The sequence below is a fragment of the Falsirhodobacter sp. 20TX0035 genome (genome assembly GCF_028307215.1).
Classification (GTDB): domain Bacteria; phylum Pseudomonadota; class Alphaproteobacteria; order Rhodobacterales; family Rhodobacteraceae; genus Falsirhodobacter.
The window spans coordinates 58,308-78,860 of sequence record NZ_JAQMHV010000003.1; the positions used below are offsets into that span (position 1 = coordinate 58,308).

Below are 20,553 nucleotides of genomic sequence, written 5' to 3' on the forward strand. Positions count from 1 at the left end.
CGTTCAGCTTCGGCAGGTCCCGGCGGGACCGGGCTGCTTCTTGCTTCCGAAACCAAGAAGATCGACCGCAAGGCCGACTTCCGTGCTGGGATCCACATTAGTGGAGGATGAAAACTTGCGCGAGAGGTAAACCTCCATCGCAAGGCATTCGTTGCGGAACTCGGCCCCCACGCCAGCGCGCACGGCCCGGCTTTCGGCAAAGTCGTAGCGCGAGGTGGCGCGGGCCGACCAAGCGTCCGTCACCTGATAGCGGGCGTCCACCGTCATCTCGGACAGGCCGGTTTCGCGGTCCTCCTCCTCGTCCGGCAGGATCTTCACGTAGTTCGCCGCAAGGTCGAACCGATCCAGCGAGGCCTGCATCCGCAACTCGGACTTCGTGACCCGCAGGTCGTCGTCGAAGAGGGTGCGGTTGGTGATGATCAGCCCCTCGCTCATCATGATCTGGAACTGGGCCAGCCAGTCGCTGTTCTTTTCATCCAGACCCGAGGCGTTGGAGAACTGGCCCAGATCCTGTTCGCGGAAGACGCGGCCCACGGTGGTGCCGAAGCTCCATCCCTCCGGCGCGACGCGGGTGTAGTTCACGCCCAGATTCAGCCGCGCCCCGCGTTCGTATTCGTCATGCCCCGAGAAACGGTTCAGCGCGAACAGGTTCGACTCGTCGAACTCGACCAGCGTGCTGTCCTCATCGGGGATGTCGGGCGTGTCATTCGGGCTCCACACAGCTTGGACGATGGGGCTGATGACGTGGCTGGCGCCGTTGGCCGCGGTCTTCACCCAAGGCCAGCGCAATTCCACCCCCAGCGCGCCGGACACGCGGGTGGTGGTGCCTTCGTAGTCCACGTCCTGGTTGATGTTGTAGATGTCGGTTCGCATCGTGCCCAGCGCGGTGCCCATGATCCCGGCGGGCAGGATGTAGTTGCGCCGCCAGTCCACCCCGATCGACGCCCGCTGCGTGTCGCGGCCATCCGCATCGTCATCCGCATCCTTGTCCGTGTCCAATGGATTGTCCGAGGTGCGTTCCGCGCCATAGAGCGAGAATTGAAGTCCCGCCTCGCCTCCCAGCGGCCCGCCGGAAAAGCGGCGCTGAATCTGCGCCTCCCCCACGAGCGAGGGGATGGTGGAGTTCGGCTCCCCCTCCCGGATGGAGTGGAAGTTCAGGATGCGGCCCGAGATGTATTCGTTGCGGCGGGTGCGCGTGATCTCGGCGCTGCTTTCCAGCCGGTCCCGCTCCTCCAGCCCGTAGTCGTAGAAGTAGGCGGGGTCGCTGACCGTGTCGACGCGCAGGTTCAGGGTGTAGCTGTCGGGCAGGGCGAACTGCCCCGTCGCGAACAGATAGCCGCGGGTCTTGTTGTCCATCAGCTCGTCCCGCGAAAAGGCGCCGTTGATGTCCATCCAGCCCGCGTTGAACGCCTGACGATAGCGGTAGCCCATCGACCGCGCGTTCTTGGCCGACAGATAGGGGGTGAGCGTGAGGTCCGCGCTTTCCCCGATGGGGAAGAAATAGGGGACCTGCACCCCCGCGCCGAAGTCCGAGGTGGATCGGAAGGTCGGTTGCAGTACGCCGCGCATCCGTTTCACGGTGGGATCGGGCATCCGCAGGCGGGGGATGTAGGCGACGGGCACCCCCATCATCCGCAGCTGCGCGTTCTGGAAGTAGATCTCGCGTTTCTGCTCGTCATGGATGATCTCGCTGGCCCGGATCTCCCACAACGGGGTCGGGTTCGAGGCGCAGACTTGGCAGGACGAGGCGACGGACGGCCCCAGCCGGGTGTAGCGGTCCCCGATCCGGTTCACCTGATTGGAGGCCAGTTGCAGTTGCTGGTTCAGGACCACGCGGGCCGATTGCAGGATGCCGTCCCGCAGATCGCCCGACAGCTGCGCCTGATCGGCCAGAACCACTGTGCCCTTGCCGTCGTCCAGCGTGATGGGGCCCGAAATGGTCAGGCTGTCCTGCCCCTTGTCGTATTCCACCCGGGAGGCGCGCATCCGCTGGCCCTGATAGAACACCTCCACCCCGCCGGTGGCCGTCAGGACGTTGTCGTTGCGGATCTGAAGGTCGTCGGCCACCAGCGTAGCGCGGTCCTGCGCCAGCGCGGGCGGGGCAAAAAGGGCGAACGCGACCAGGGCGGAGCCCAGCAGACGAGAGCGAAGACGCATCAGCCATCCTCCAGATGCAGCAGAAGTCCCAACGAGGCGAGCACGGCGGCAAGGGACGGGATCCACGCCGCCACCAGCACGGGGATCTGCCCGTTTTCCCCAAGAACCTGCGCGAAACTGCGCAGGAAGAACACCCCGAATCCGACCAGAAGGGCCAGCAGCACCTTGTTGCCTACCCGCGACAGGCGCGCGTGCCGCATGGTGAAGCCCGCCGCGATCAGCACCATGGCCGCAAGGAAGATCGGCAGCGACATTTCGCTCTGGAACCAGACCTTGTGTTCGCGCGCCTGGAAGCCTGCCGTCTCCAGCCCCCGGATATAGGCGGGCAGTTCCCAGATCGGGATGTCGGACGGCGCGCGGAAGCCGTCGCGGATCGTGTCGGGCGTCAGGTCGGAGGGGATGGTCAGGGTGTCGGCCTGAACGGCGGTCGCCTCGGGGACGGCGTCGGCCAGGGTCCATTGCTTGGTGGCCGACAGCTGCCATTCGCCCGGGGTCAGGCGGGCGGTGTCGGCGGCGATGCGGCGGGTCAGCTGGCCGTCATTGTCGAAGGACAGGACGGTGACGCCGGACAGGTTGGTGCCGTTGGCGTTGGCGCGGCGGGCGTGGAAGACAGTCTGCCCCTCACGATCGCCCTGCCGCAGCCACAGCCCTTCGCCCGACACGGACAGGATCTGCGTGTTGCCGTGCGACAGGCGCGACGACAGCGTCTCGTACCGGTTGGAGGTTCCGGCCACGATGGGGTTCAGCACCGCCACCACCAACACCCCGACGAAGAAGGCCGTGATCGTGGGCGCGGCCAGAATCCGCAGCCCCGCGCGCCCCGCGGCCCGCATCACCACCAGTTCCGATGACCGCGCCAGCCCCAGGAACATGGCGATGGAGGACAGGATCAGGATCAGCGGCAGGATGGTGTAAAGGCTGGAGGGAACGTGCAGCAGCGCCAGCTGGAACGCGCGGGCCACGCCCACGCCTTCGTCGGAAAACCGGCGCAGCTGGTCCAGCATGTCGATCAGCAGGAGGATGCCGAAGAAGATCAGGAACACCCGGGCCAGCATCCACAGGAACCGCCGCGCCAGATAGAAGCTGAGGATCATGCCCGGCCCCCTTTCTGGCGGCGGGGCCTTTGCGCCCACCACAGCATCAGGACCGCGATCGCGCAGCCCGTGACGGGCGCCGCATAGGCCAGCGCCCAGCCGAAGGCCAGCCTTGGTCCCTGCGCGCCCGCGATGGTGTTGATCATCTGTATCAGGATCAGCAGCAGCACCGCCCCTAGGATCTGGCGCCACAGCCCGAACCGGCTGAACGCGCCCAGAAGCAGGGCGGCAAAGCCGATCAGGGTGGCGGCCAGGCCAAGGAAGGGCTGGCCCAGCCGGTCATGCCCTTCGAACACCATCTCGTTCCGGTCCGAACGCGTTTCGGTCATCGTCGCCTCGGTCGGCCAGAGGAGTTCGGGGGTCGACAGCTCGTTCATGCGGCGGGCGGCGCGGGCCGCGGGTTCCAGCATGGCGCCCAGATCATAGGTGAAGTCGCCAAAGCGCGTGACGGCCAGACGGCCGTTTTCCAGCGTCTGGGCCAGCCCGTCCACCATGATCAGCTTCGGCCCCGTCTCGTTCCGGACCAGAAAGGCGCGTTCGGCGGTGTAGATCACCTGCTCGACGCCCCGGTCGTCCTGCAGGAACATGCCCTGCATCTCTCCGTTCGGGGAAATCTCGCGGATGAACAGTGTAACGCCGTCCACGGGGTGCAGGAACTCCCCGTCCTTCACGAATTGCGAGGCGAGGCTGTCGCGCACCTCGGCCGTGCGGTCGGCAAGGATGGTGCGGGACATCGGGACCAGCAGGTTCATCAGGATCAGCATCATCACGGCCACGATCACCCCGAAGATCGCGGCCGGGCGCGCCAGCCGGAACGCCGAAAAGCCCGTGGCCTGCATCACCACCAGTTCGGATTCCGCCATCAGGCGGTTCACCACATAGACCGTCGCCACGAAGGCCGAGATCGGCAGCACCAGACGGATCACGTTGGGCAGCGACAAAAGCGAGAATTCCAGGAAGACGAGCGCGGACTGACCGTCGCTGATCAGATCCTCGAACAGGCCGACGGCGGTGTTGATCCAGTAGATCGCGACCAGCACCAGCGAGAAGAAACCGAACAGCGCCAGAAGTTGCGACAGCATGTACCTGTCGAATCTTGCCACCTCTGCCCTCATGCTTCTTGTTGTTTGGCGGCAAGGTAGCGCAAGACCGCGGCAGGGAAAACTGCTATCTGGCCTTCCCCCGGCGCGGGGGCTACGCTCACGCGGAACCTTGCCCTTCCCAGGAGACGCCGATGACCGCCCCCGTGACCATCCAGTTCGTTGAAACGGATCTTGACCGCGTCGAGGGCGCGGCGGGCCGTGTGGTCGTGTTCCTGGGCACCGACGGCAAGATGGGCGCGGGTGCCCGCAAGGTGGACCGGCTGACCCGCGGGGCGCTGAAGCGCGTGGCGGCCTCGGACGCGTTCGCCCGGCTGAAACCGGGTGAGGGGCTGGATCTGGCCTTTCCGGCGGGGCTGGCCGCGCCGGCGCTGCAGGTGATCCGGCTGGACCGCAAGGACGACGTGGCCGCCGCCCGCCGCGCGGGGGCCGCGATCGGCCGCGCGCTGGGCGCCGAGGGCGCGCTGGTGCTGGCCGACACCGTGGCGCAGGCGGCGGAGCTGTCCTTCGGCCTGGCCCTGCGCGCCTATCAGTTCACCGACCGCAAGAGCCGTCCGCCCGAGAGTTTCGGCGGCGTCACGATGATGGTGAACGGCCCCGAGGCCGTGGCCGCCGAGGCCGCCCCCCTGGCCGCGCTGGCCGAGGGTGTGTTCTTCACCCGCGATCTGGTCAACGAACCCGCCAACATCCTGACGACCGAGGATTTCGCCGCCCGCCTGGCCGCCATGCAGGAACTGGGCCTTGAGGTGGAGATCCTGGAGGAGGCCGATCTGGCCGCGCTGGGCATGGGCGCGCTTCTGGGCGTGGGCATGGGGTCGGAAACCCCCTCCAAGGTCGTGGTCATGCACTGGAACGGCGGCGGGGACGAGGCGCCCTTCGCGCTGGTCGGCAAGGGCGTCGTGTTCGACACGGGCGGCATCTCCATCAAGCCCGCCGGCGGGATGGAGGAGATGACCATGGATATGGGCGGCGCGGGCACCGTAGCGGGCGTCATGCGCGCGCTGGCGCTGCGCAAGGCCAAGGCGAACGTTGTGGGTCTTGTGGGGCTGGTGGAAAACATGCCCGACGGGCGGGCCCAGCGCCCCGGCGACGTCGTGACGTCCATGAAGGGCGACACGATCGAGGTCATCAACACCGACGCCGAAGGCCGCCTCGTGCTGGCCGACGTGATGTGGTACGCGCAGGAACGCTTCAACCCCAGCGGGATGATCAACCTCGCCACCCTGACGGGCGCGATCATCGTGGCCCTGGGGTATGAGCACACGGGCGTCTTTTCCAACGACGACCCGCTGTGCGACGCTTTCCTGTCCGCCGCGAAGGCCGAGGGCGAGGGGGCGTGGCGCCTGCCCATGGGCGAGGCCTATGGCGCGGTGCTGAAATCCCGCGTGGCCGACATCCGCAACGTCGGCACGGGACGCGAGGGCGGGTCCATCGTGGCGGCGCAGTTCCTGGGCCGGTTCGTGAAGGACGGGATGCCGTGGATCCATCTGGACATCGCGGGCACGGCGCTGTCGAAGGGCGACACGCTTCTGGCGCCCAAGGGGGCGACGGGCTGGGGCGTGCTGGCGCTGAACCGCCTGATCCGCGACCGTTTCGAACGGTGATGTTGTGGCGGTGATGTTCTATCACCTGTCGCACTCCCGGCTGGAGGATACGGCGTTCACGCTTCTGACCCGCGCGCTGGGTCAGGGGTGGCGGGTCATGGTGCGGGGGGATGACGCCACGCTGGCCCGGCTGGACCAGGCGTTGTGGACCCTGTCCGACGACAGCTTCCTACCCCACGGGCGGGAGGGCGGCCCCCATGACGCCGCGCAGCCCGTGCTGCTGGGCGAAGGCGCGATCGGCAATGGGGCAAACTGCCTGATGGTGGTGGGCGACGCCGCCTTCGACCCGGCCGAGGCCGCGCCCTTGGAGCGGCTGTGGGTGCTGTTCGACGGGCTGGACGACCGCGCCTTGGCCCGCGCTCGCGACCAGTGGCGCGCGGTGGTCGGTTCCGGCGTCACCGCACAGTATTGGTCCGAGGAAGGCGGGCGGTGGGAGAAGAAGGCCGAACGTTCGGCTTCTTCATGAAGATACGCCCGGAAGCCTTGGAAGATCATCAGAAAATCACGGAACTGGTAGCCGTCGCCTATCAGGGGGCGGAGGAAAGCACGCTGGTCGACGCGCTGCGGCCCGACGCGCATCTGTCGCTGGTGGCCGAGGATGAGGGCGAGATCGTCGGCCATGCCCTCCTGTCGCCACTGGAGGCGCCCTTTGCCGCGGGCGCGCTGGCGCCGCTGTCCGTGGCGCCCTTGTGGCAGGGCCAAGGCATCGGCGGCGCCCTGGTGCGCGAGGTGTGCCGCCTTGCGCCCTGCGACGCGATCTTCCTGCGCGGCGATCCAGCCTTCTACGGGCGCTTCGGGTTTCGGGCGGATCTTGCGGCGGGATACGCCTGCGTCTTTGCCGGGCCGTTCTTTCTGGTGAAACCGCTGCGCGACATTCCGGCCACGGGCCGCGTCCTGTATCCGCGCGCCTTCAGCGCTGCAGGATCATCTGGTCCCCGCTGATGCGGATGTCGAACTGGCCGAGATAGCTCATCCCCAGAAGCGAGGTGTCCAGCTCTCCGCTGTTGACATAGGCGGGCAGGCGGGGATCGGCGGTGTCGCCCAGCCGCACGTCGCGCAGCTCCACCCGCGCGGTCTGCACCGGGCCGTTGGCGGTATAGGCGGTGCCGAGATAGTCCAGATCGTCCGGATCAAAGCCCAAGGTCCGCGCGTCACGGGCGGATAGCACCACCTCGCTCGCCCCCGTGTCGGCCATGAAGCGGACGGGCGTGCCGCCGATTTCCAGCGTGATGTAGTAATGGCCGTCGGGGGCGCGGGGAATGTCGATCTCTCCGCCCTCCATCACCTGCTGGCCGGGGGAAAGGGTCGGCCCCATCTCAGTCCACAGGCCGTAGCCCGCGGCCACGGCCAAGAAGATCAGGCCCCAGGCCATGGCGGTGCGCAGGGCGGACCCCATGCGCCCGCGATATTCGACGAGAACCCAGCCGCCGACAAAAGTCAGCAGCAGAAGAAGATAGGCGACGCGGCCGAATTCGAAGCTTTCCATGCCTCCTGATATAGGGAGGTCAGCCCGCCGCCTCCAGCTTCTCTTGCGCGCGCAGCCAAAGATCCTCGGCCCGGTCGAGGCCTTCCATGACCTCGGCGTATTTCTTCTGCCAGACGGCGGCCTCATCCGGGCGTTCGTACAGCACCGGATCGGACAGCTTCCTGGCCAGCTTGTCGCGCATGTCGTTCAGCTTGGTCACCCGCTCCTCGCACTTGCGCACCTCGGTGCGGAGGGCGGAGATGTCCTCGCGGCTGGCTGTGGGTTTCTTCTTCTCGACCTTGGGCTTTTCCGGCTCGTCCCCCGCCAGAAGCAGGCGGCGATAGGCCTCCAGATCCTGATCGAAGGGCGTCACGGCCCCGTCCTTCACCAGCCACAGCCGGTCGGCGACCAGCGACAGAAGGTGCATGTCGTGGCTAACCAGCACCACGGCGCCGGAATAGCTGTTCAGCGCTTCGGTCAGCGCTTCGCGGCTTTCCATGTCAAGGTGGTTGGTCGGTTCGTCGAGGATCAGCAGGTGCGGCGCATCCAGCGTGGCCAGCAGCAGCGACAGGCGCGCCTTCTGGCCGCCCGACAGGCGGCCCACGGCGGTTTCCGCCTGATCCGCGCCCAGACCGAAGCCGGCCAGGCGAGCGCGCAGGCGCGGCTGGCCTTCGGCGGACCGCATCCGTTGAAGGTGCTGCAAGGGCGTCTCGTCCACGAACAGCTCATCCACCTGATGCTGCGCGAAATAGCCGATGCGCAGCTTGGAGGACTTGGTGAACTTCCCTTCCATCGCCTCAAGTTTCCCGGCCAACAGCTTGGAAAGCGTGGACTTTCCTTCACCATTGCGGCCCAGAAGGGCGATGCGGTCGTCCTGGTCGATCCGCAGGCTGAGCTTTCGCAGGATCGGCTTGCCGTCATAGCCGACCGACGCACCGTCAAGGTTGATGATCGGGGGCGACAGCTCCTCCGGCTCGGGGAAGGTGAAGACCATCTGCCGCGCTTCTTCCGGCGGGGTAATCGTTTCCATCTTCTCCAGCTGCTTGACGCGGGACTGGGCCTGCGCGGCTTTCGAGGCCTTGGCCTTGAAGCGGTCCACGAAGGCCTGAAGATGGGCGCGGCGGGCGTCCTGCTTCTTCGCCTCGGCCGTCAGGACGGCGCGCTTTTCGGCCATCTGGCGGGCGAACTGGTCGTAGGGGCCGGTCCAGTAGGTCAGCTTCTTCGAATCCAGATGCAGGATGCCCTGCACGGCGCGGTTCAGAAGCCCCCGATCGTGCGAGATGATCAGCACGGTGTGCGGGTATTTCTGAAGGTAGCTTTCCAGCCACAGCGCCCCTTCGAGGTCGAGGTAGTTGGTCGGTTCGTCCAGCAGCAGAAGGTCGGGCTGCGCGAACAGCACGCCGGCCAGCGCCACCCGCATCCGCCACCCGCCCGAAAAGTCCGAGCAGGGGCGCAGCTGCGCCTCGGCGTCGAAGCCCAGACCTTTCAGGATGGCCGAGGCGCGGCCTTCGGCGGACCAGGCGTCGATGTCGGCCAACCGCGTCTGGATGTCCGAGATGCGGTTGGGATCGGTGGCCGTCGCGGATTCGGCCAGCAGCTCCGCCCGCTCGGTGTCGGCGGCCAGCACCGTGTCCAGCAGCGAGGTCGACGACGACGGCACTTCCTGTGCCACGCCGCCGATGCGGGCGCGGGCAGGAAGGGAAATCTCGCCCCCTTCCAGCACGTTCTCGCCCCGGATCAGGCGGAAGAGCGTGGTCTTGCCCGCCCCGTTGCGCCCGACAAGGCCCACCTTGTGGCCATAGGGGATCGTCGCGGATGCGTTCTCGAAGAGCGGTCGGCCTTCGATCGAATAGCTTATGTCGGAGATACGGAGCATGCCCGTGGCTTGCCCGAACCCGCGCCCGCCGTCAATGGAGTGGCGGGCCCATATCGGCGTTTCCATCAGGGTTGTTCTGCGCTATCACGCGTGAACCCGAAAGTGGTGGAGAGTATCATGACACAAGGCTGGACCAAATCCGACTGGCGCGCGAAACCCCGCATCCAGATGCCGGATTATCCCGACACGGCGGCGCTGAACGCGGTCGAGGCGCAGCTTGTGAGCTATCCCCCGCTGGTCTTTGCCGGCGAGGCGCGGCGGCTGCGCGGCCAGCTGGCCGACGTGGCGGCGGGCAAGGCGTTCCTGCTGCAGGGCGGCGACTGCGCCGAAAGCTTCGGTGAATTCCGCGCCGACAACATCCGCGACACGTTCCGCGTGATGCTGCAGATGGCCGTCGTGCTGACCTATGGCGCGAAGGTGCCCGTGGTGAAGGTGGGCCGGATGGCCGGCCAGTTCGCCAAGCCCCGTTCCGCTCCGATGGAGATGGTGGGCAACACCGAGCTGCCGTCCTACCGCGGCGACATCATCAACGGCTTCGACTTCACGCCCGAGGCGCGGATCCCCGATCCCCAGCGGATGCTTCAGGCCTACACCCAGGCGGCGGCGACGCTGAACCTGCTGCGCGCGTTTTCCACGGGCGGCTTTGCCGACATCCACCGTGTTCATTCCTGGACGCTGGGCTTCACCAATGACGACAAGGCCGAACGCTACCGCGAATTGTCGAACCGCATCGGCGATGCGCTGGACTTCATGACGGCGGCCGGGGTGAACGCCGACACCGCGCACACGCTGTCGAAGGTCGATTTCTACACCAGCCACGAAGCGCTGCTGCTGGAATATGAAGAGGCGCTGTGCCGCGTCGACAGCATCTCGGGCAAGCCGGTGGCGGGGTCGGGGCACATGATCTGGATCGGCGACCGCACGCGGCAGCCCGATGGCGCGCATGTGGAATTTGCCCGCGGCGTGCTGAACCCGATCGGCCTGAAATGCGGGCCCACCACCACGGCCGAGGATCTGAAGATCCTGATGGCCAAGCTGAACCCCGAAAACGAGGCTGGCCGCCTGACCCTGATCGCGCGCTTCGGCGCGGGCAGGGTGGGCGACCACCTGCCGCGCCTGATCAAGGCCGTGCAGGAGGAAGGCGCGAACGTGGTCTGGTCCTGCGATCCGATGCACGGTAACACGATCAAGTCGCCCTCGGGCTACAAGACGCGGCCGTTCGACGACGTGCTGTCCGAGGTGCGGGACTTCTTCGGCGTCCATCGCGCGGAAGGCACGATCCCCGGCGGCGTGCATTTCGAGATGACGGGGCAGGATGTGACGGAATGCACCGGCGGCCTGCGCGCCGTCACGGATGAAAACCTGCAGGACCGCTATCACACCGCCTGCGATCCCCGCCTGAACGCCAGCCAGTCGCTGGAACTGGCCTTCCTTGTGGCCGAAGAGTTGTCCGCCCGTCGGGATGAGGCCCGCCGCGTCGCGGTTTGAGCGGGGTCACGCTGTCATGATCCCCTGCGCGGTTGGCTTCCCGGCCGCGCAGGGCTATCTCCTTTCGCAGATATACGGAGACAGTCATGACGCGCTTTGAATACCAGGTCGTTCCCGCCCCCTCGAAGGGGGAAAAGGCGCGCGGAGTCCGCAACGGGACGGAACGGTTCGCGCTGGCGCTGGCTGCCGTCATGAACCGCATGGGGCGCGAAGGCTGGGAATACGTCCGCGCCGAAAGCCTTCCGGCCGAGGAGAAGTCCGGCCTGTTCCGCAGCGCGACCACCCTGCAGCACGTCCTCGTATTCCGCCGCACGGTTGGCGATGACACGGCCCGCATGGGTGCGGTGGAAGTGACGACGGGGTCGGTGCAGGCGCTGCCCGTGGCCAACGCGCCCGAAGGCGTGTCGCGGCCCATCGGCCCCGCGGTCTAACCCCGCGCGGCGGCCAGCGCCTTCGGCAGGGCGGCGGCGAACAGGGCCTGATCCTGTTCGGTGCCGGCGCTGACGCGGATGCAGCGATCGTGCGGGGCCACGAAGGGCATTCGCACGAACACGTCCTGCCGCACCAGTTCCCCAAGCACCGCCTTGGCAAAGGCGCCGTCCGCCCCGCAATCCATCGTCACGAAGTTCGTGGCCGAGGGGAGGGGCGTCAGCCCGTGGGCGCGGGCGATGGAGGACAACTCCTCCCGCCCCGACTGGACCTGCTGGCGCACATGGTCCAGCCAGGCGGTGTCGGCCAGCGCAGCAAGGGCCCCGGCCTGCGCGATCCGATTCACGCCGAAATGGTTGCGCACCTTGTCGAAGGCGGCGATCAGGTCCGCCGCACCGATGGCATAGCCGATCCGCGCGCCCGCCATGCCGTAGGCCTTCGAAAACGTGCGCATCCGGATCACCCGCGGATCCTCGACGGCGATGCGCGGGATGGCCGTGTTAGGCGCCAGTTCCACATACGCCTCGTCCAGGATCAGGAGGGCGCCGTCCGGCATCGCCTCCACCATCCGTTCCAGCACCTCGCCGGAATGGTGGCTGCCCATGGGGTTGTCGGGGTTGGCGATGTAGACCAGCTTGGCGTCCACCTCGCGCGCGCAAGCGATCAGGGCGTCGGGGTCTTCATGGTTGCCGGCATAGGGCACCTTGTGCAGGACGCCGCCAAAGCCCGCGACGTGGAAGTTGAACGTGGGATAGGCCCCGTCCGAGGTGACGACCGCGTCGCCCTTGTCGATCAGCAGGCGGACCAGCAGGCCCAGAAGCCCGTCGATCCCTTCGCCCACCACGATGTTCGCCGGCGCCACGCCATGATGGGCCGCCAGCGCCTGCCGAAGGTCGTGGTTTTCCGGATCGCCGTACATCCACGCCTCGGCCGCCGCCTGCCGCATCGCGTCGATCGCGGCGGGCGAGGGGCCGAAGACGCTTTCGTTCGCGCCCAGCCGTGCCGCGAAGGGGCGGCCCCGCATCCGCTCCTGCGTTTCCGGGCCCACAAAGGGCACGGTGGAGGGCAGGGACCGGATCAGAGGCGTGTAGCGGGGCATGGGCGGGCCTTTCGACGGATTACAGCTGGGCGAGGGCGGCGGCGAGCTTGCGCGCCTCGTCCTCCTGCTGGGCAAGGTTCTCCCGCGCCTCGTCCACGACCTCCTCGGGGGCGGAGGCGATGAACTTCGGGTTGTTCAGGCGGCCGCGCAGGCCCCCCATGTCCTTTTCCAGCTTTTGCAGCGTCTTTTCCAGCCGCGCCTTTTCGGCCGCGATGTCGATGATGCCTTCCAGCGGGATGGCGAAGGTCGCGCCTTCGACGGCCACGGTGACCGCGCCCTGCGGAATGGCCGCGGCTTCGGTCAGGCTGTCCACGCGGGCCAGACGCTGGATCAGGGCTGCGTTGCGGTCCCAGGCCGCGCGCGCGGTGGCGTCCATGCCCACGGCCTGCGCCGCCAGCTTCAGCCCCACCGGCACCCGCACCTGCGCGCGGGCCGACCGGATGCCGTCGATGACGGAGATGACCCACGTCATCTCGGCCGTCGCTTCGGCGTCGGACATGGCGTATTCCGGCCAGTCGGTGTGGACCAGCGGTTTCGCGCGCGCGCCGGTGGTGCCCCACAGCTCCTCGGTGACGAAGGGCATGATGGGGTGAAGCAGGATCATGCACTGGTCCAGCACCCAGGCCATGGTGCGGCGCGTCTCGTCGGCCTGTTCGCCGTCGAACAGGGGCTTGGCGAATTCCACGTACCAGTCGCAGACCTTGCCCCAGACAAAGGCGTAAAGGGCGTTGGCCGCCTGATCGAAGCGGTAGCCTTCCAGCGCCGCGTTCACCTCGGCCAGCACGGCGGAGGTTTCCGAGATGATCCAGCGGTTCACCGTGGCCGTGGCGACGGGGGGCTGCGCCTGCGTGGCATGGCCTTCCCAGACGCCGTTCATCTCGGCAAAGCGGCAGGCGTTCCACAGCTTCGTGCCGAAGTTGCGATAGCCGGCGATCCGCGCGGTGGACAGCTTCAGGTCGCGACCCATCGCGGCCATGGCCGTCACGGTGAAGCGCACGGCGTCCGCGCCGTATTCGTCGATCAGCTCCAGCGGGTCCAGCACGTTGCCCAGCGACTTGGACATCTTCTTGCCCTTTTCGTCGCGGACAAGGGCGTGGACATAGACGGTCTTGAACGGCACCTGATCCACGACGGCCAGCTGCATCATCATCATCCGGGCGACCCAGAAGAAGATGATGTCGAAGCCGGTGACCAGCACGTTGGTCGGAAAGTATTTCTGCAGTTCCGGCGTCTGTTCCGGCCAGCCCAGCGTCCCGATCGGCCAGAGGCCGGAAGAGAACCACGTGTCCAGCACGTCCGGGTCACGCCAGTAGCAGACCGAATCCGGCGTCTGCACATGGGCCAGCGCCGTGTCGCGATCGGCCACGGGCACCAGCGCAAAATCGCCGTAATAGTCCAGCATCTGCTCGCGCGCCTCTTCCTCGGTCGCGGCGCAGAAGGACACGGTTTCGGACCAGTCGAAGGGGGCGACGCCCTCTTCCTCCGGGATGCGGCGGGGGCCGTACCAGACGGGGATCTGGTGACCCCACCACAGCTGGCGGCTGATGCACCACGGCTCGATGTTCTCCAGCCAGTGGAAATAGGTCTTGGTGTCCCGCTCGGGCAGGATCTGCGTGTCGCCGTTGCGCACTGCGTCCAGCGCGGGGCCGACGATCTTGTCGGTGGCCACGAACCACTGGTCGGTCAGCATCGGCTCGATCACGACCTTCGACCGGTCGCCGAAGGGCTGCATGATGGGCTTCGCTTCCACGACCGGGTGGCGTTCCAGATGCTCGGACCCCGTCTCCTCGTCAATGGAGGTGACGAGTTCCGTCACGGCCAGTCCGGCGGCGTTGATGTCGGCGATGACGGCCTTGCGCGCCTCGAACCGGTCCATGCCCCGATACTTCATCGGCACGAGGTTGAGGCTGTCGACCTCCGTCTCGTTCGTGGGCGACCCGGCGGCGATCTCGCGGGCGCGCTGGACGGCGTCCTCATAGGGGGCGCCGTCGTCGCGCATGGCACCCTTGGTGTCCATCAGGCGGTACATCGGCAAGTTCGCGCGTTTCGCCACCTGATAGTCGTTGAAGTCGTGCGCGCCCGTGATCTTCACCGCGCCCGAGCCGAAGGTCTTGTCCGGGTATTCGTCGGTGATGATCGGGATCAGGCGGTCGCACAGCGGCAGGTGCACCATCTTGCCCACGATGGGGGCGTAGCGTTCATCGCTCGGATGCACCGCCACCGCGCCGTCGCCCAGCATGGTTTCCGGCCGCGTTGTCGCGATGGAGATGTAGTCGCGGGTTTCGCGCAGGGTGACGTTGCCGTCCTCGTCCTTTTCCACGTATTCATAGGTCGCGCCGTCGGCCAGACGGTACTTGAAGTGCCACATGTGGCCGGGGGTTTCGATGTTCTCGACCTCCAGATCCGAGATCGCGGTTTCGAAATGCGGGTCCCAGTTGACCAGACGCTTGCCGCGATAGATCAGGCCCTTGCGGTACATCTCCACGAAGACCTTGGTCACGGCTTCGGGGAAGTTGCCGGACATGGTGAACGCCTCGCGGTCCCAGTCGCAGGACGCGCCCAGACGTTTCAACTGGCCCACAATGGTGCCGCCGGACTTGTCCTTCCAGTCCCACACCTTTTCCAGAAACGCCTCGCGCCCCAGATCGCGGCGGCCGGGCTGGCCGGTGCGGGCCAGTTCGCGTTCCACCACCATCTGGGTGGCGATGCCGGCATGGTCGGTGCCCGGCTGCCACAGCGTGTCGAAGCCGCGCATCCGGTGCCAGCGCACCAGGATGTCCTGAAGCGTGTTGTTGAAGGCGTGGCCCATGTGCAGGCTGCCCGTCACGTTCGGGGGCGGGATCATGATGCAGAAGGTTTCGGGACGCGAGGCGTTGGCACCCGCGCGGAAGGCGCCCATCCGTTCCCACATGGCCGACAGGCGGGCTTCCGCCTCGCCTGCGTCGAACGTCTTTTCCATCGCCATTGTCCGGCCCCCTCATGCACTGTTGGGGCAGGGATACAGGCGATTGCCGCCAAGGAAAAGCCCGTCGTGAAACCGTCGATTTTCCCTGTCAGGCTTGGCAAAAGCGGGTTTTTGCGGCCGGGGCAAAAAAACGCTTTGCAAACGCTTCGATGTGCTGCATAGGGGCGTCCTTGTTTTCAGGAAAAGGGCGGCTCATACGCACCTGGCCTGGTTTTTTGAAACCGCGCAGGTGCCGCTTCCCGGGAACATCCGGGCGGGTGCTGCGTCTTGTTGGCTGAAAGGAAACGCCGATGGGACTCTCGAAAACAATCTGGACGTCGCCGGCCGAATACATTCGGACGCTGACGCCCGACACGCCGATCCTGTTCTTCTCTCCGTCTGTCCTTCAGGGCATGGCGCGGAAGTTCATCGACGGCTTCCCGGGCATGGTCACCTATGCCGTGAAGTCCAACCCCGAGGAGGTGGTGATCGAGAACCTGGCCGCCGCGGGCGTGCGGGGCTTCGACGTCGCCTCCCCGGCCGAGATGCGGCTGATCCGCCGCCTGGTTCCGGACGCGGCGCTGCACTACAACAACCCGGTGCGCGCGCGGCATGAGATCCTGACCGCGGTGGAACTGGGCGTCAAAAGCTACAGCGTCGACTCCGCGTCCGAGCTGGCCAAGCTGATCGAACTGGTTCCGGCCGAGGGGACGGAGATCTCCGTCCGCTTCAAGCTGCCGGTGGCGGGGGCCGCCTACAACTTCGGCGCCAAGTTCGGTGCCACGGTGGAACTGGCGACCGAACTGCTGGCGACCGCGGCGAAGGCGGGCTTCATCCCGTCCATCACCTTCCACCCCGGCACCCAGTGCACGGATCCGGCGGCCTGGGGCAGCTACATTTCGGCCGCGGCCGAAATCGCGCGCGGCGCCGGCGTGTCCATCGCCCGGCTGAACGTGGGCGGCGGCTTCCCGAACCACCGCCTGTCGGCCGTGACGCCCGATCTGGACGCGATCTTCGATCTGATCGACCGCACCGCGACTGAAGCGTTCGGCGACGACCGTCCGCAACTGGTGTGCGAGCCGGGCCGTGGCCTGTGCGGCGACGCGTTCACGCTGGCCGCCCGGGTGAAGGCCGTCCGGGACGGGCAGCACATCTTCCTGAACGACGGCACCTATGGTTCGCTGACCGAACTCCCGATGATCGGCGTGATCGACCGGATCGAGGTGATGACCCCGAAGGGCCAGCTGCGCGACGGCGACCGTTCGGACCGCATCATCTTCGGGCCCACCTGCGATTCGGTGGACCGCCTGCCCGGAGAGCTTTCGCTGTCAGTCGATATCGAGGAAGGCGACTTCGTCATCTTCCAGGGGATGGGCGCCTATTCGGCGGCCACCAACACCCGCTTCAACGGCTTTGGCGAGCTGTCGATGGCAACGGTCCTGTCGCTGAAGCTCTGACGCTGACGCATTGACCCCGTCCGTCGCCTCTGGCAATCCCGGAGGCGACAGACAGGACAATGACATGAACCTCTTTACCGAACTCCGCACCGTCGTGACCGAAGCGATCGCCGCGATGCAGGCGGCCGGGGAACTGCCCGAGGGGCTGGATCTGGCCAATGTCGCGGTCGAACCTCCGCGCGACGCGGCCCATGGCGACATGGCCACCAACGCCGCGATGGTTCTGGCCAAGCCCGCCGGACTGCCCCCCCGCAAGATCGCCGACACTCTGGCCGCCCGCCTGGCCGCCGATCCGCGGATCGCCGCGGCCGAGGTCGCCGGCCCCGGCTTCCTGAACCTGCGCCTGAAGGCGAATGTGTGGCAGCGCCTTGTGGGCGCCGTCCTGTCGCAGCAGGGGGAATTCGGCCGCAGCGCGATGGGGCAGGGCCAAAAGGTCAACGTCGAATTCGTGTCCGCCAACCCCACCGGCCCGATGCATGTGGGGCACACCCGCGGCGCGGTGGTGGGCGACGCGCTGGCGAAGCTTCTGGCCTTTGCCGGCTATGACGTGACGCGCGAATACTACATCAACGACGGCGGCGCGCAGGTCGACGTGCTGGCGCGGTCGGCCTATGAGCGCTACCGCGAGGCGAACGGGCAGGAGCCGCAGATCGCCGAGGGTCTCTATCCCGGCGACTACCTGATCCCGGTGGGGCAGGCGCTGAAGGACCTCTATGGCGACAGCCTTCTGGACCAGCCCGAACGCGTCTGGCTGGCCGATCTGCGCGAATTCGCGACCGAAAAGATGATGGAGATGATCCGCGAGGATCTGGCCGCTCTGAACGTGGAGATGGACGTCTACTCCTCGGAAAAGGCGCTGTATGGCACCGGCAAGATCGAGGCGGCGCTGCAACGCCTGCGCGACATGGACCTGATCTATGAAGGCGTGCTGGAACCCCCGAAGGGCAAGACGCCCGAGGATTGGGAGCCGCGCGAGCAGACGCTGTTCCGGTCGACCCTGCACGGCGACGACGTGGACCGCCCGGTGATGAAGTCCGACGGCTCCTGGACCTATTTCGCGCCGGACATCGCCTATCACTTCGACAAGGTGGAACGCGGCTTCGACCAGCTGATCGACATCTTTGGCGCGGACCATGGCGGTTACGTCAAGCGGATGAAGGCGGCCGTGGCGGCCTTGTCGAACGGTCGCGTGCCGCTGGACGTGAAGCTCGTGAACCTCGTGAAGCTGTTCAAGAACGGTGAGCCGTTCAAGATGTCGAAGCGCGCGGGCACCTTCGTGACCCTGCGCGACGTGGTCGATCAGGTGGGCCCCGACGTGACGCGCTTCGTGATGCTGACGCGCAAGAACGATGCGCCCTTGGACTTCGACTTCGACAAGGTGCTGGAGCAGTCGAAGGACAACCCGGTCTTCTACGTCCAGTATGCCAACGCGCGCATCAACTCGGTCCTGCGCAAGGCGACCGAGGCGGGGGTGCCCGTCGACGACCTGACGCTGGCCGCGACCGATTTCGCCGACCTGACGCACGAGGCGGAGCTGGCGCTGATCCGCAAGCTGGCCGAATGGCCCCGGCTTGTGGAGATCGCGGCCCGCAACAACGAGGCGCATCGCGTGGCCTTCTACCTCTACGAGCTGGCCTCGGACTTCCACGGGCTGTGGAATCGCGGCAATGATGAGGTGTCGCTGCGCTTCCTTCAGGACGACACCGCCACGTCGCAGGCGAAAATCGGTCTGGCCCGGGCCACGGGCGTTGTGATTTCCAACGGATTGGGTATCCTTGGTGTCACCCCGGTCGAAGAAATGCGCTGAAAAGGCGATATCCGGGCGTGAAAAACGGGCAAGATCGTGGCGCGCAGACGCCGCACTGGGGCAGTGACATGGCTGAGGTGGACTTCGACGAATTCGGAGCCGTGGACTATGCGCCACGGCGACCTTACCGCGTCCAGCGCGCGATCAACATCGCCGGGGCCGTCAGTTCGGTCGCGCTGGTCGTGGCGTTGGGCTGGTGGGGCTACCACACCGCAGTTCGCGACGTGCAGGGCGTGCCCGTCGTGCGGGCGCTGGAAGGTCCGATGCGGATCACCCCGGAAAACCCCGGTGGACAGATCACCGACGGTGAAGGTCTGGCCGTCAACGCCATCGCGGCCACCGGCGAATCCGGTGTGATGCCCGACGAACTGCTGCTGGCCCCGAAACCGGCCGAACTGGACGTGGCCGATGGCCCCGGCCTTGAAGGGTCCGAGCCTTCGAAGGAGATCATGGACGCCGTGGCCGAGGCGACGGGCGCCACCGGCACCGTGCTGATCCCCGCCGCCCAGCCCGCCGCCCCCGCCACCATGGTCCCCGACCCCGAAGAGGGCCTGTCCCGTACCGTGGAGGGTGAGCCGATCCAGGAGATCGCGGTGGCCCCCCCGGCGATCGATCCCACGCTGATCCCGCCGGAGCTGAAGGAAGAACCCGCCGTCGCGCCCGCGCCGCCCGGCGCCGTGACCCGTTCGCTGCGCCCGCCGATGCGGCCGACGATGATGGCGGCCGCTTCCACGCCCGCCGCGGCGGCCCCTGCGGCCGCGCCCGTTAAGGAAATGCCGGTGACCGCCCTGAAATCCGGGGAGCATCTGGTCCAGCTGGGAGCCTTCGACAACGAGGAGCAGGTCCGCACGGAATGGGCGCGGTTGACCGGCAAGTTCGGCAACCTGATCGGGGCGAAGAACCTGATCGTGCAGAAGGCCGTCAGCGGCGGCCGCACCTTCTATCGCCTGCGCGCCGCCGGGTTCGAGGATGCGGCCGACGCGCGGCGTTTCTGCTCCGCTCTGCTGGCGGAAAACGCCGCCTGCATCGCGATCGTGAACCGATGATCGGACGGGGCGCGGCGATCTTCGGCTGCGACGGGACGACGCTGGGAACCGAGGAGAAGGCCTTCTTCCGCGACGCCGATCCGTTCGGGTTCATCCTGTTCGCCCGCAACGTCGACACGCCCGACCAGCTGCGCCGCCTGACGGGCGAGTTGCGCGACGCGGTGGGCCGGGATGCGCCCATCCTGGTCGATCAGGAAGGCGGCCGCGTGCAGCGCCTGCGCGCGCCCCATTGGGCCGAACATCTGCCCGCGCTGGACATGGTGGCGCGCGCCTGCGATCCGCGCCGCGCCATGGAACTGCGCTTCGCCCTGATCGCCGCCGAGTTGAAGGCCGTGGGCATCGACGCCAATTGCGCGCCCGTGGCCGATGTCGCGACAGAGGCCACCCATCCCTTTTTGCGCAACCGCTGCTATGGCACCGATCCTGAAACCGTGACGGACCTCGCCCGCGCGGCGGCCGAGGCGCATCTGGCCCAAGGCGTCCTGCCGGTCATCAAGCACATGCCGGGGCATGGACGGGCCACCGCCGACAGCCACCGCGATCTGCCCACGGTCACGGCGGACCGCGCGCTGCTGGAAACGGACTTCGCCCCCTTCCGCGCCCTGAACCACCTGCCGATGGCGATGACGGCGCACATCGTCTTCTCGGCGCTGGACGATCGCCCGGCCACCTGTTCCCCGGTGATGATCGACCTGATCCGCCGGGACATCGGCTTCGACGGTCTGCTGATGACCGACGACATCGAGATGGAGGCCCTGTCCGGCACGGTGGCCGAACGCACGCGCGCCTCGCTTTCCGCGGGCTGCGACGTGGTGCTGCACTGCAACGGCCCCATGCCCGCACGGCGGGCCGTGGCCGAGGCGGCGGGCGAGATGGGGCCGGAGGCCCGGCGCCGGGCCGAGGCCGCGCTGGCCCTGCGCCGTCCCGCGCCCGCCACGGACGTGGCGGCGCTGTCGGCGGAACTGTCGGACCTTCTGGGCGCCTGAG

The 20,553-nt window shown here is 67.2% G+C and carries 16 protein-coding genes; 9 read left to right on the plus strand and 7 right to left on the minus strand.

The window, feature by feature from the left end; all coding sequences use genetic code 11:
• Positions 1–3: 3 nt before the first annotated feature.
• Genes PIJ50_RS05650 through lptF form a run of 3 tightly spaced genes read right to left on the minus strand, consistent with a single transcriptional unit; the run spans position 4 to position 4,354 of the window.
• On the minus strand, positions 4–2,157 hold the full coding sequence (locus PIJ50_RS05650) for an LPS-assembly protein LptD (RefSeq protein WP_271973485.1): 2,154 nt from the start codon (positions 2,155–2,157) through the stop codon (positions 4–6).
• Entirely contained in the window at positions 2,157–3,251 is a 1,095-nt protein-coding gene (gene lptG / locus PIJ50_RS05655; RefSeq protein WP_271973487.1) for an LPS export ABC transporter permease LptG, read from the minus strand. Before lptG ends, PIJ50_RS05650 begins: the two co-directional genes overlap by 1 nt.
• Entirely contained in the window at positions 3,248–4,354 is a 1,107-nt protein-coding gene (gene lptF, locus PIJ50_RS05660) for an LPS export ABC transporter permease LptF (RefSeq protein ID WP_271973489.1), read from the minus strand. The genes lptG and lptF overlap by 4 nt, the downstream gene beginning before the upstream one ends.
• 131 nt (positions 4,355–4,485) lie before the next feature.
• On the opposite strand from lptF, the gene PIJ50_RS05665 reads away from it, so the two are divergent.
• Genes PIJ50_RS05665 through PIJ50_RS05675 form a run of 3 tightly spaced genes read left to right on the plus strand, consistent with a single transcriptional unit; the run spans position 4,486 to position 6,897 of the window.
• Positions 4,486–5,955: a leucyl aminopeptidase gene (locus PIJ50_RS05665; protein WP_271973491.1), complete on the plus strand. Its 1,470-nt coding sequence runs from the start codon at positions 4,486–4,488 to the stop codon at positions 5,953–5,955.
• A 13-nt stretch (positions 5,956–5,968) separates the two neighbouring features.
• Positions 5,969–6,421 (plus strand): DNA polymerase III subunit chi, encoded by a 453-nt coding sequence (locus PIJ50_RS05670; RefSeq protein ID WP_271973803.1) that lies wholly within the window; start codon positions 5,969–5,971, stop codon positions 6,419–6,421.
• Positions 6,418–6,897, plus strand: a complete 480-nt coding sequence (locus PIJ50_RS05675) for a GNAT family N-acetyltransferase (RefSeq protein WP_271973492.1) — start codon at positions 6,418–6,420, stop codon at positions 6,895–6,897. Before PIJ50_RS05670 ends, PIJ50_RS05675 begins: the two co-directional genes overlap by 4 nt.
• Here the strand turns inward: PIJ50_RS05675 and PIJ50_RS05680 are convergent.
• Entirely contained in the window at positions 6,866–7,441 is a 576-nt protein-coding gene (locus PIJ50_RS05680) for a retropepsin-like aspartic protease family protein (RefSeq protein ID WP_271973493.1), read from the minus strand. The two genes, PIJ50_RS05675 and PIJ50_RS05680, sit on opposite strands and share 32 nt — an antisense overlap.
• 19 nt (positions 7,442–7,460) lie before the next feature.
• Positions 7,461–9,296, minus strand: a complete 1,836-nt coding sequence (locus tag PIJ50_RS05685) for an ABC-F family ATP-binding cassette domain-containing protein (RefSeq protein ID WP_271973495.1) — start codon at positions 9,294–9,296, stop codon at positions 7,461–7,463.
• Positions 9,297–9,413: 117 nt separating this feature from the next.
• Between PIJ50_RS05685 and PIJ50_RS05690 the strand changes: the two genes are divergently transcribed.
• Complete coding sequence (locus PIJ50_RS05690) at positions 9,414–10,784, plus strand: class II 3-deoxy-7-phosphoheptulonate synthase (protein ID WP_271973496.1); 1,371 nt, start codon at positions 9,414–9,416, stop codon at positions 10,782–10,784.
• An 86-nt stretch (positions 10,785–10,870) separates the two neighbouring features.
• Entirely contained in the window at positions 10,871–11,215 is a 345-nt protein-coding gene (locus PIJ50_RS05695; RefSeq protein WP_271973497.1) for a DUF4177 domain-containing protein, read from the plus strand.
• Here the strand turns inward: PIJ50_RS05695 and PIJ50_RS05700 are convergent.
• A complete protein-coding gene (locus PIJ50_RS05700) occupies positions 11,212–12,312 on the minus strand; it encodes a pyridoxal phosphate-dependent aminotransferase (RefSeq protein ID WP_271973498.1) in 1,101 nt (366 codons plus the stop codon). The genes PIJ50_RS05695 and PIJ50_RS05700 overlap by 4 nt on opposite strands.
• A 19-nt stretch (positions 12,313–12,331) precedes the next feature.
• Positions 12,332–15,277: a valine--tRNA ligase gene (locus PIJ50_RS05705; protein WP_271973499.1), complete on the minus strand. Its 2,946-nt coding sequence runs from the start codon at positions 15,275–15,277 to the stop codon at positions 12,332–12,334.
• 290 nt (positions 15,278–15,567) lie between these two features.
• Between PIJ50_RS05705 and PIJ50_RS05710 the strand changes: the two genes are divergently transcribed.
• The 4 genes from PIJ50_RS05710 to nagZ all read left to right on the plus strand — a co-directional run bounded on the left by PIJ50_RS05710 (position 15,568) and on the right by nagZ (position 20,552).
• Positions 15,568–16,713, plus strand: a complete 1,146-nt coding sequence (locus PIJ50_RS05710; RefSeq protein ID WP_271973501.1) for a type III PLP-dependent enzyme — start codon at positions 15,568–15,570, stop codon at positions 16,711–16,713.
• 64 nt (positions 16,714–16,777) lie between these two features.
• Complete coding sequence (gene argS, locus PIJ50_RS05715) at positions 16,778–18,520, plus strand: arginine--tRNA ligase (RefSeq protein ID WP_271973503.1); 1,743 nt, start codon at positions 16,778–16,780, stop codon at positions 18,518–18,520.
• 68 nt (positions 18,521–18,588) lie between these two features.
• A complete protein-coding gene (locus PIJ50_RS05720) occupies positions 18,589–19,566 on the plus strand; it encodes an SPOR domain-containing protein (protein WP_271973504.1) in 978 nt (325 codons plus the stop codon).
• Complete coding sequence (gene nagZ / locus PIJ50_RS05725) at positions 19,563–20,552, plus strand: beta-N-acetylhexosaminidase (protein WP_271973506.1); 990 nt, start codon at positions 19,563–19,565, stop codon at positions 20,550–20,552. Before PIJ50_RS05720 ends, nagZ begins: the two co-directional genes overlap by 4 nt.
• The last annotated feature ends 1 nt before the right edge of the window (position 20,553 follow it).

Coding starts and splice junctions, on each gene's coding strand:
- PIJ50_RS05650 (WP_271973485.1), bottom strand. CDS start 2,157: ATGCGTCTTCGCTCTCGTCTGCTGGGCTCCGCCCTGGTCGCGTTCGCC.
- lptG (WP_271973487.1), bottom strand. CDS start 3,251: ATGATCCTCAGCTTCTATCTGGCGCGGCGGTTCCTGTGGATGCTGGCC.
- PIJ50_RS05665 (WP_271973491.1), top strand. CDS start 4,486: ATGACCGCCCCCGTGACCATCCAGTTCGTTGAAACGGATCTTGACCGC.
- PIJ50_RS05670 (WP_271973803.1), top strand. CDS start 5,969: ATGTTCTATCACCTGTCGCACTCCCGGCTGGAGGATACGGCGTTCACG.
- PIJ50_RS05675 (WP_271973492.1), top strand. CDS start 6,418: ATGAAGATACGCCCGGAAGCCTTGGAAGATCATCAGAAAATCACGGAA.
- PIJ50_RS05680 (WP_271973493.1), bottom strand. CDS start 7,441: ATGGAAAGCTTCGAATTCGGCCGCGTCGCCTATCTTCTTCTGCTGCTG.
- PIJ50_RS05685 (WP_271973495.1), bottom strand. CDS start 9,296: ATGCTCCGTATCTCCGACATAAGCTATTCGATCGAAGGCCGACCGCTC.
- PIJ50_RS05690 (WP_271973496.1), top strand. CDS start 9,414: ATGACACAAGGCTGGACCAAATCCGACTGGCGCGCGAAACCCCGCATC.
- PIJ50_RS05695 (WP_271973497.1), top strand. CDS start 10,871: ATGACGCGCTTTGAATACCAGGTCGTTCCCGCCCCCTCGAAGGGGGAA.
- PIJ50_RS05700 (WP_271973498.1), bottom strand. CDS start 12,312: ATGCCCCGCTACACGCCTCTGATCCGGTCCCTGCCCTCCACCGTGCCC.
- PIJ50_RS05705 (WP_271973499.1), bottom strand. CDS start 15,277: ATGGCGATGGAAAAGACGTTCGACGCAGGCGAGGCGGAAGCCCGCCTG.
- PIJ50_RS05710 (WP_271973501.1), top strand. CDS start 15,568: ATGGGACTCTCGAAAACAATCTGGACGTCGCCGGCCGAATACATTCGG.
- argS (WP_271973503.1), top strand. CDS start 16,778: ATGAACCTCTTTACCGAACTCCGCACCGTCGTGACCGAAGCGATCGCC.
- PIJ50_RS05720 (WP_271973504.1), top strand. CDS start 18,589: ATGGCTGAGGTGGACTTCGACGAATTCGGAGCCGTGGACTATGCGCCA.
- nagZ (WP_271973506.1), top strand. CDS start 19,563: ATGATCGGACGGGGCGCGGCGATCTTCGGCTGCGACGGGACGACGCTG.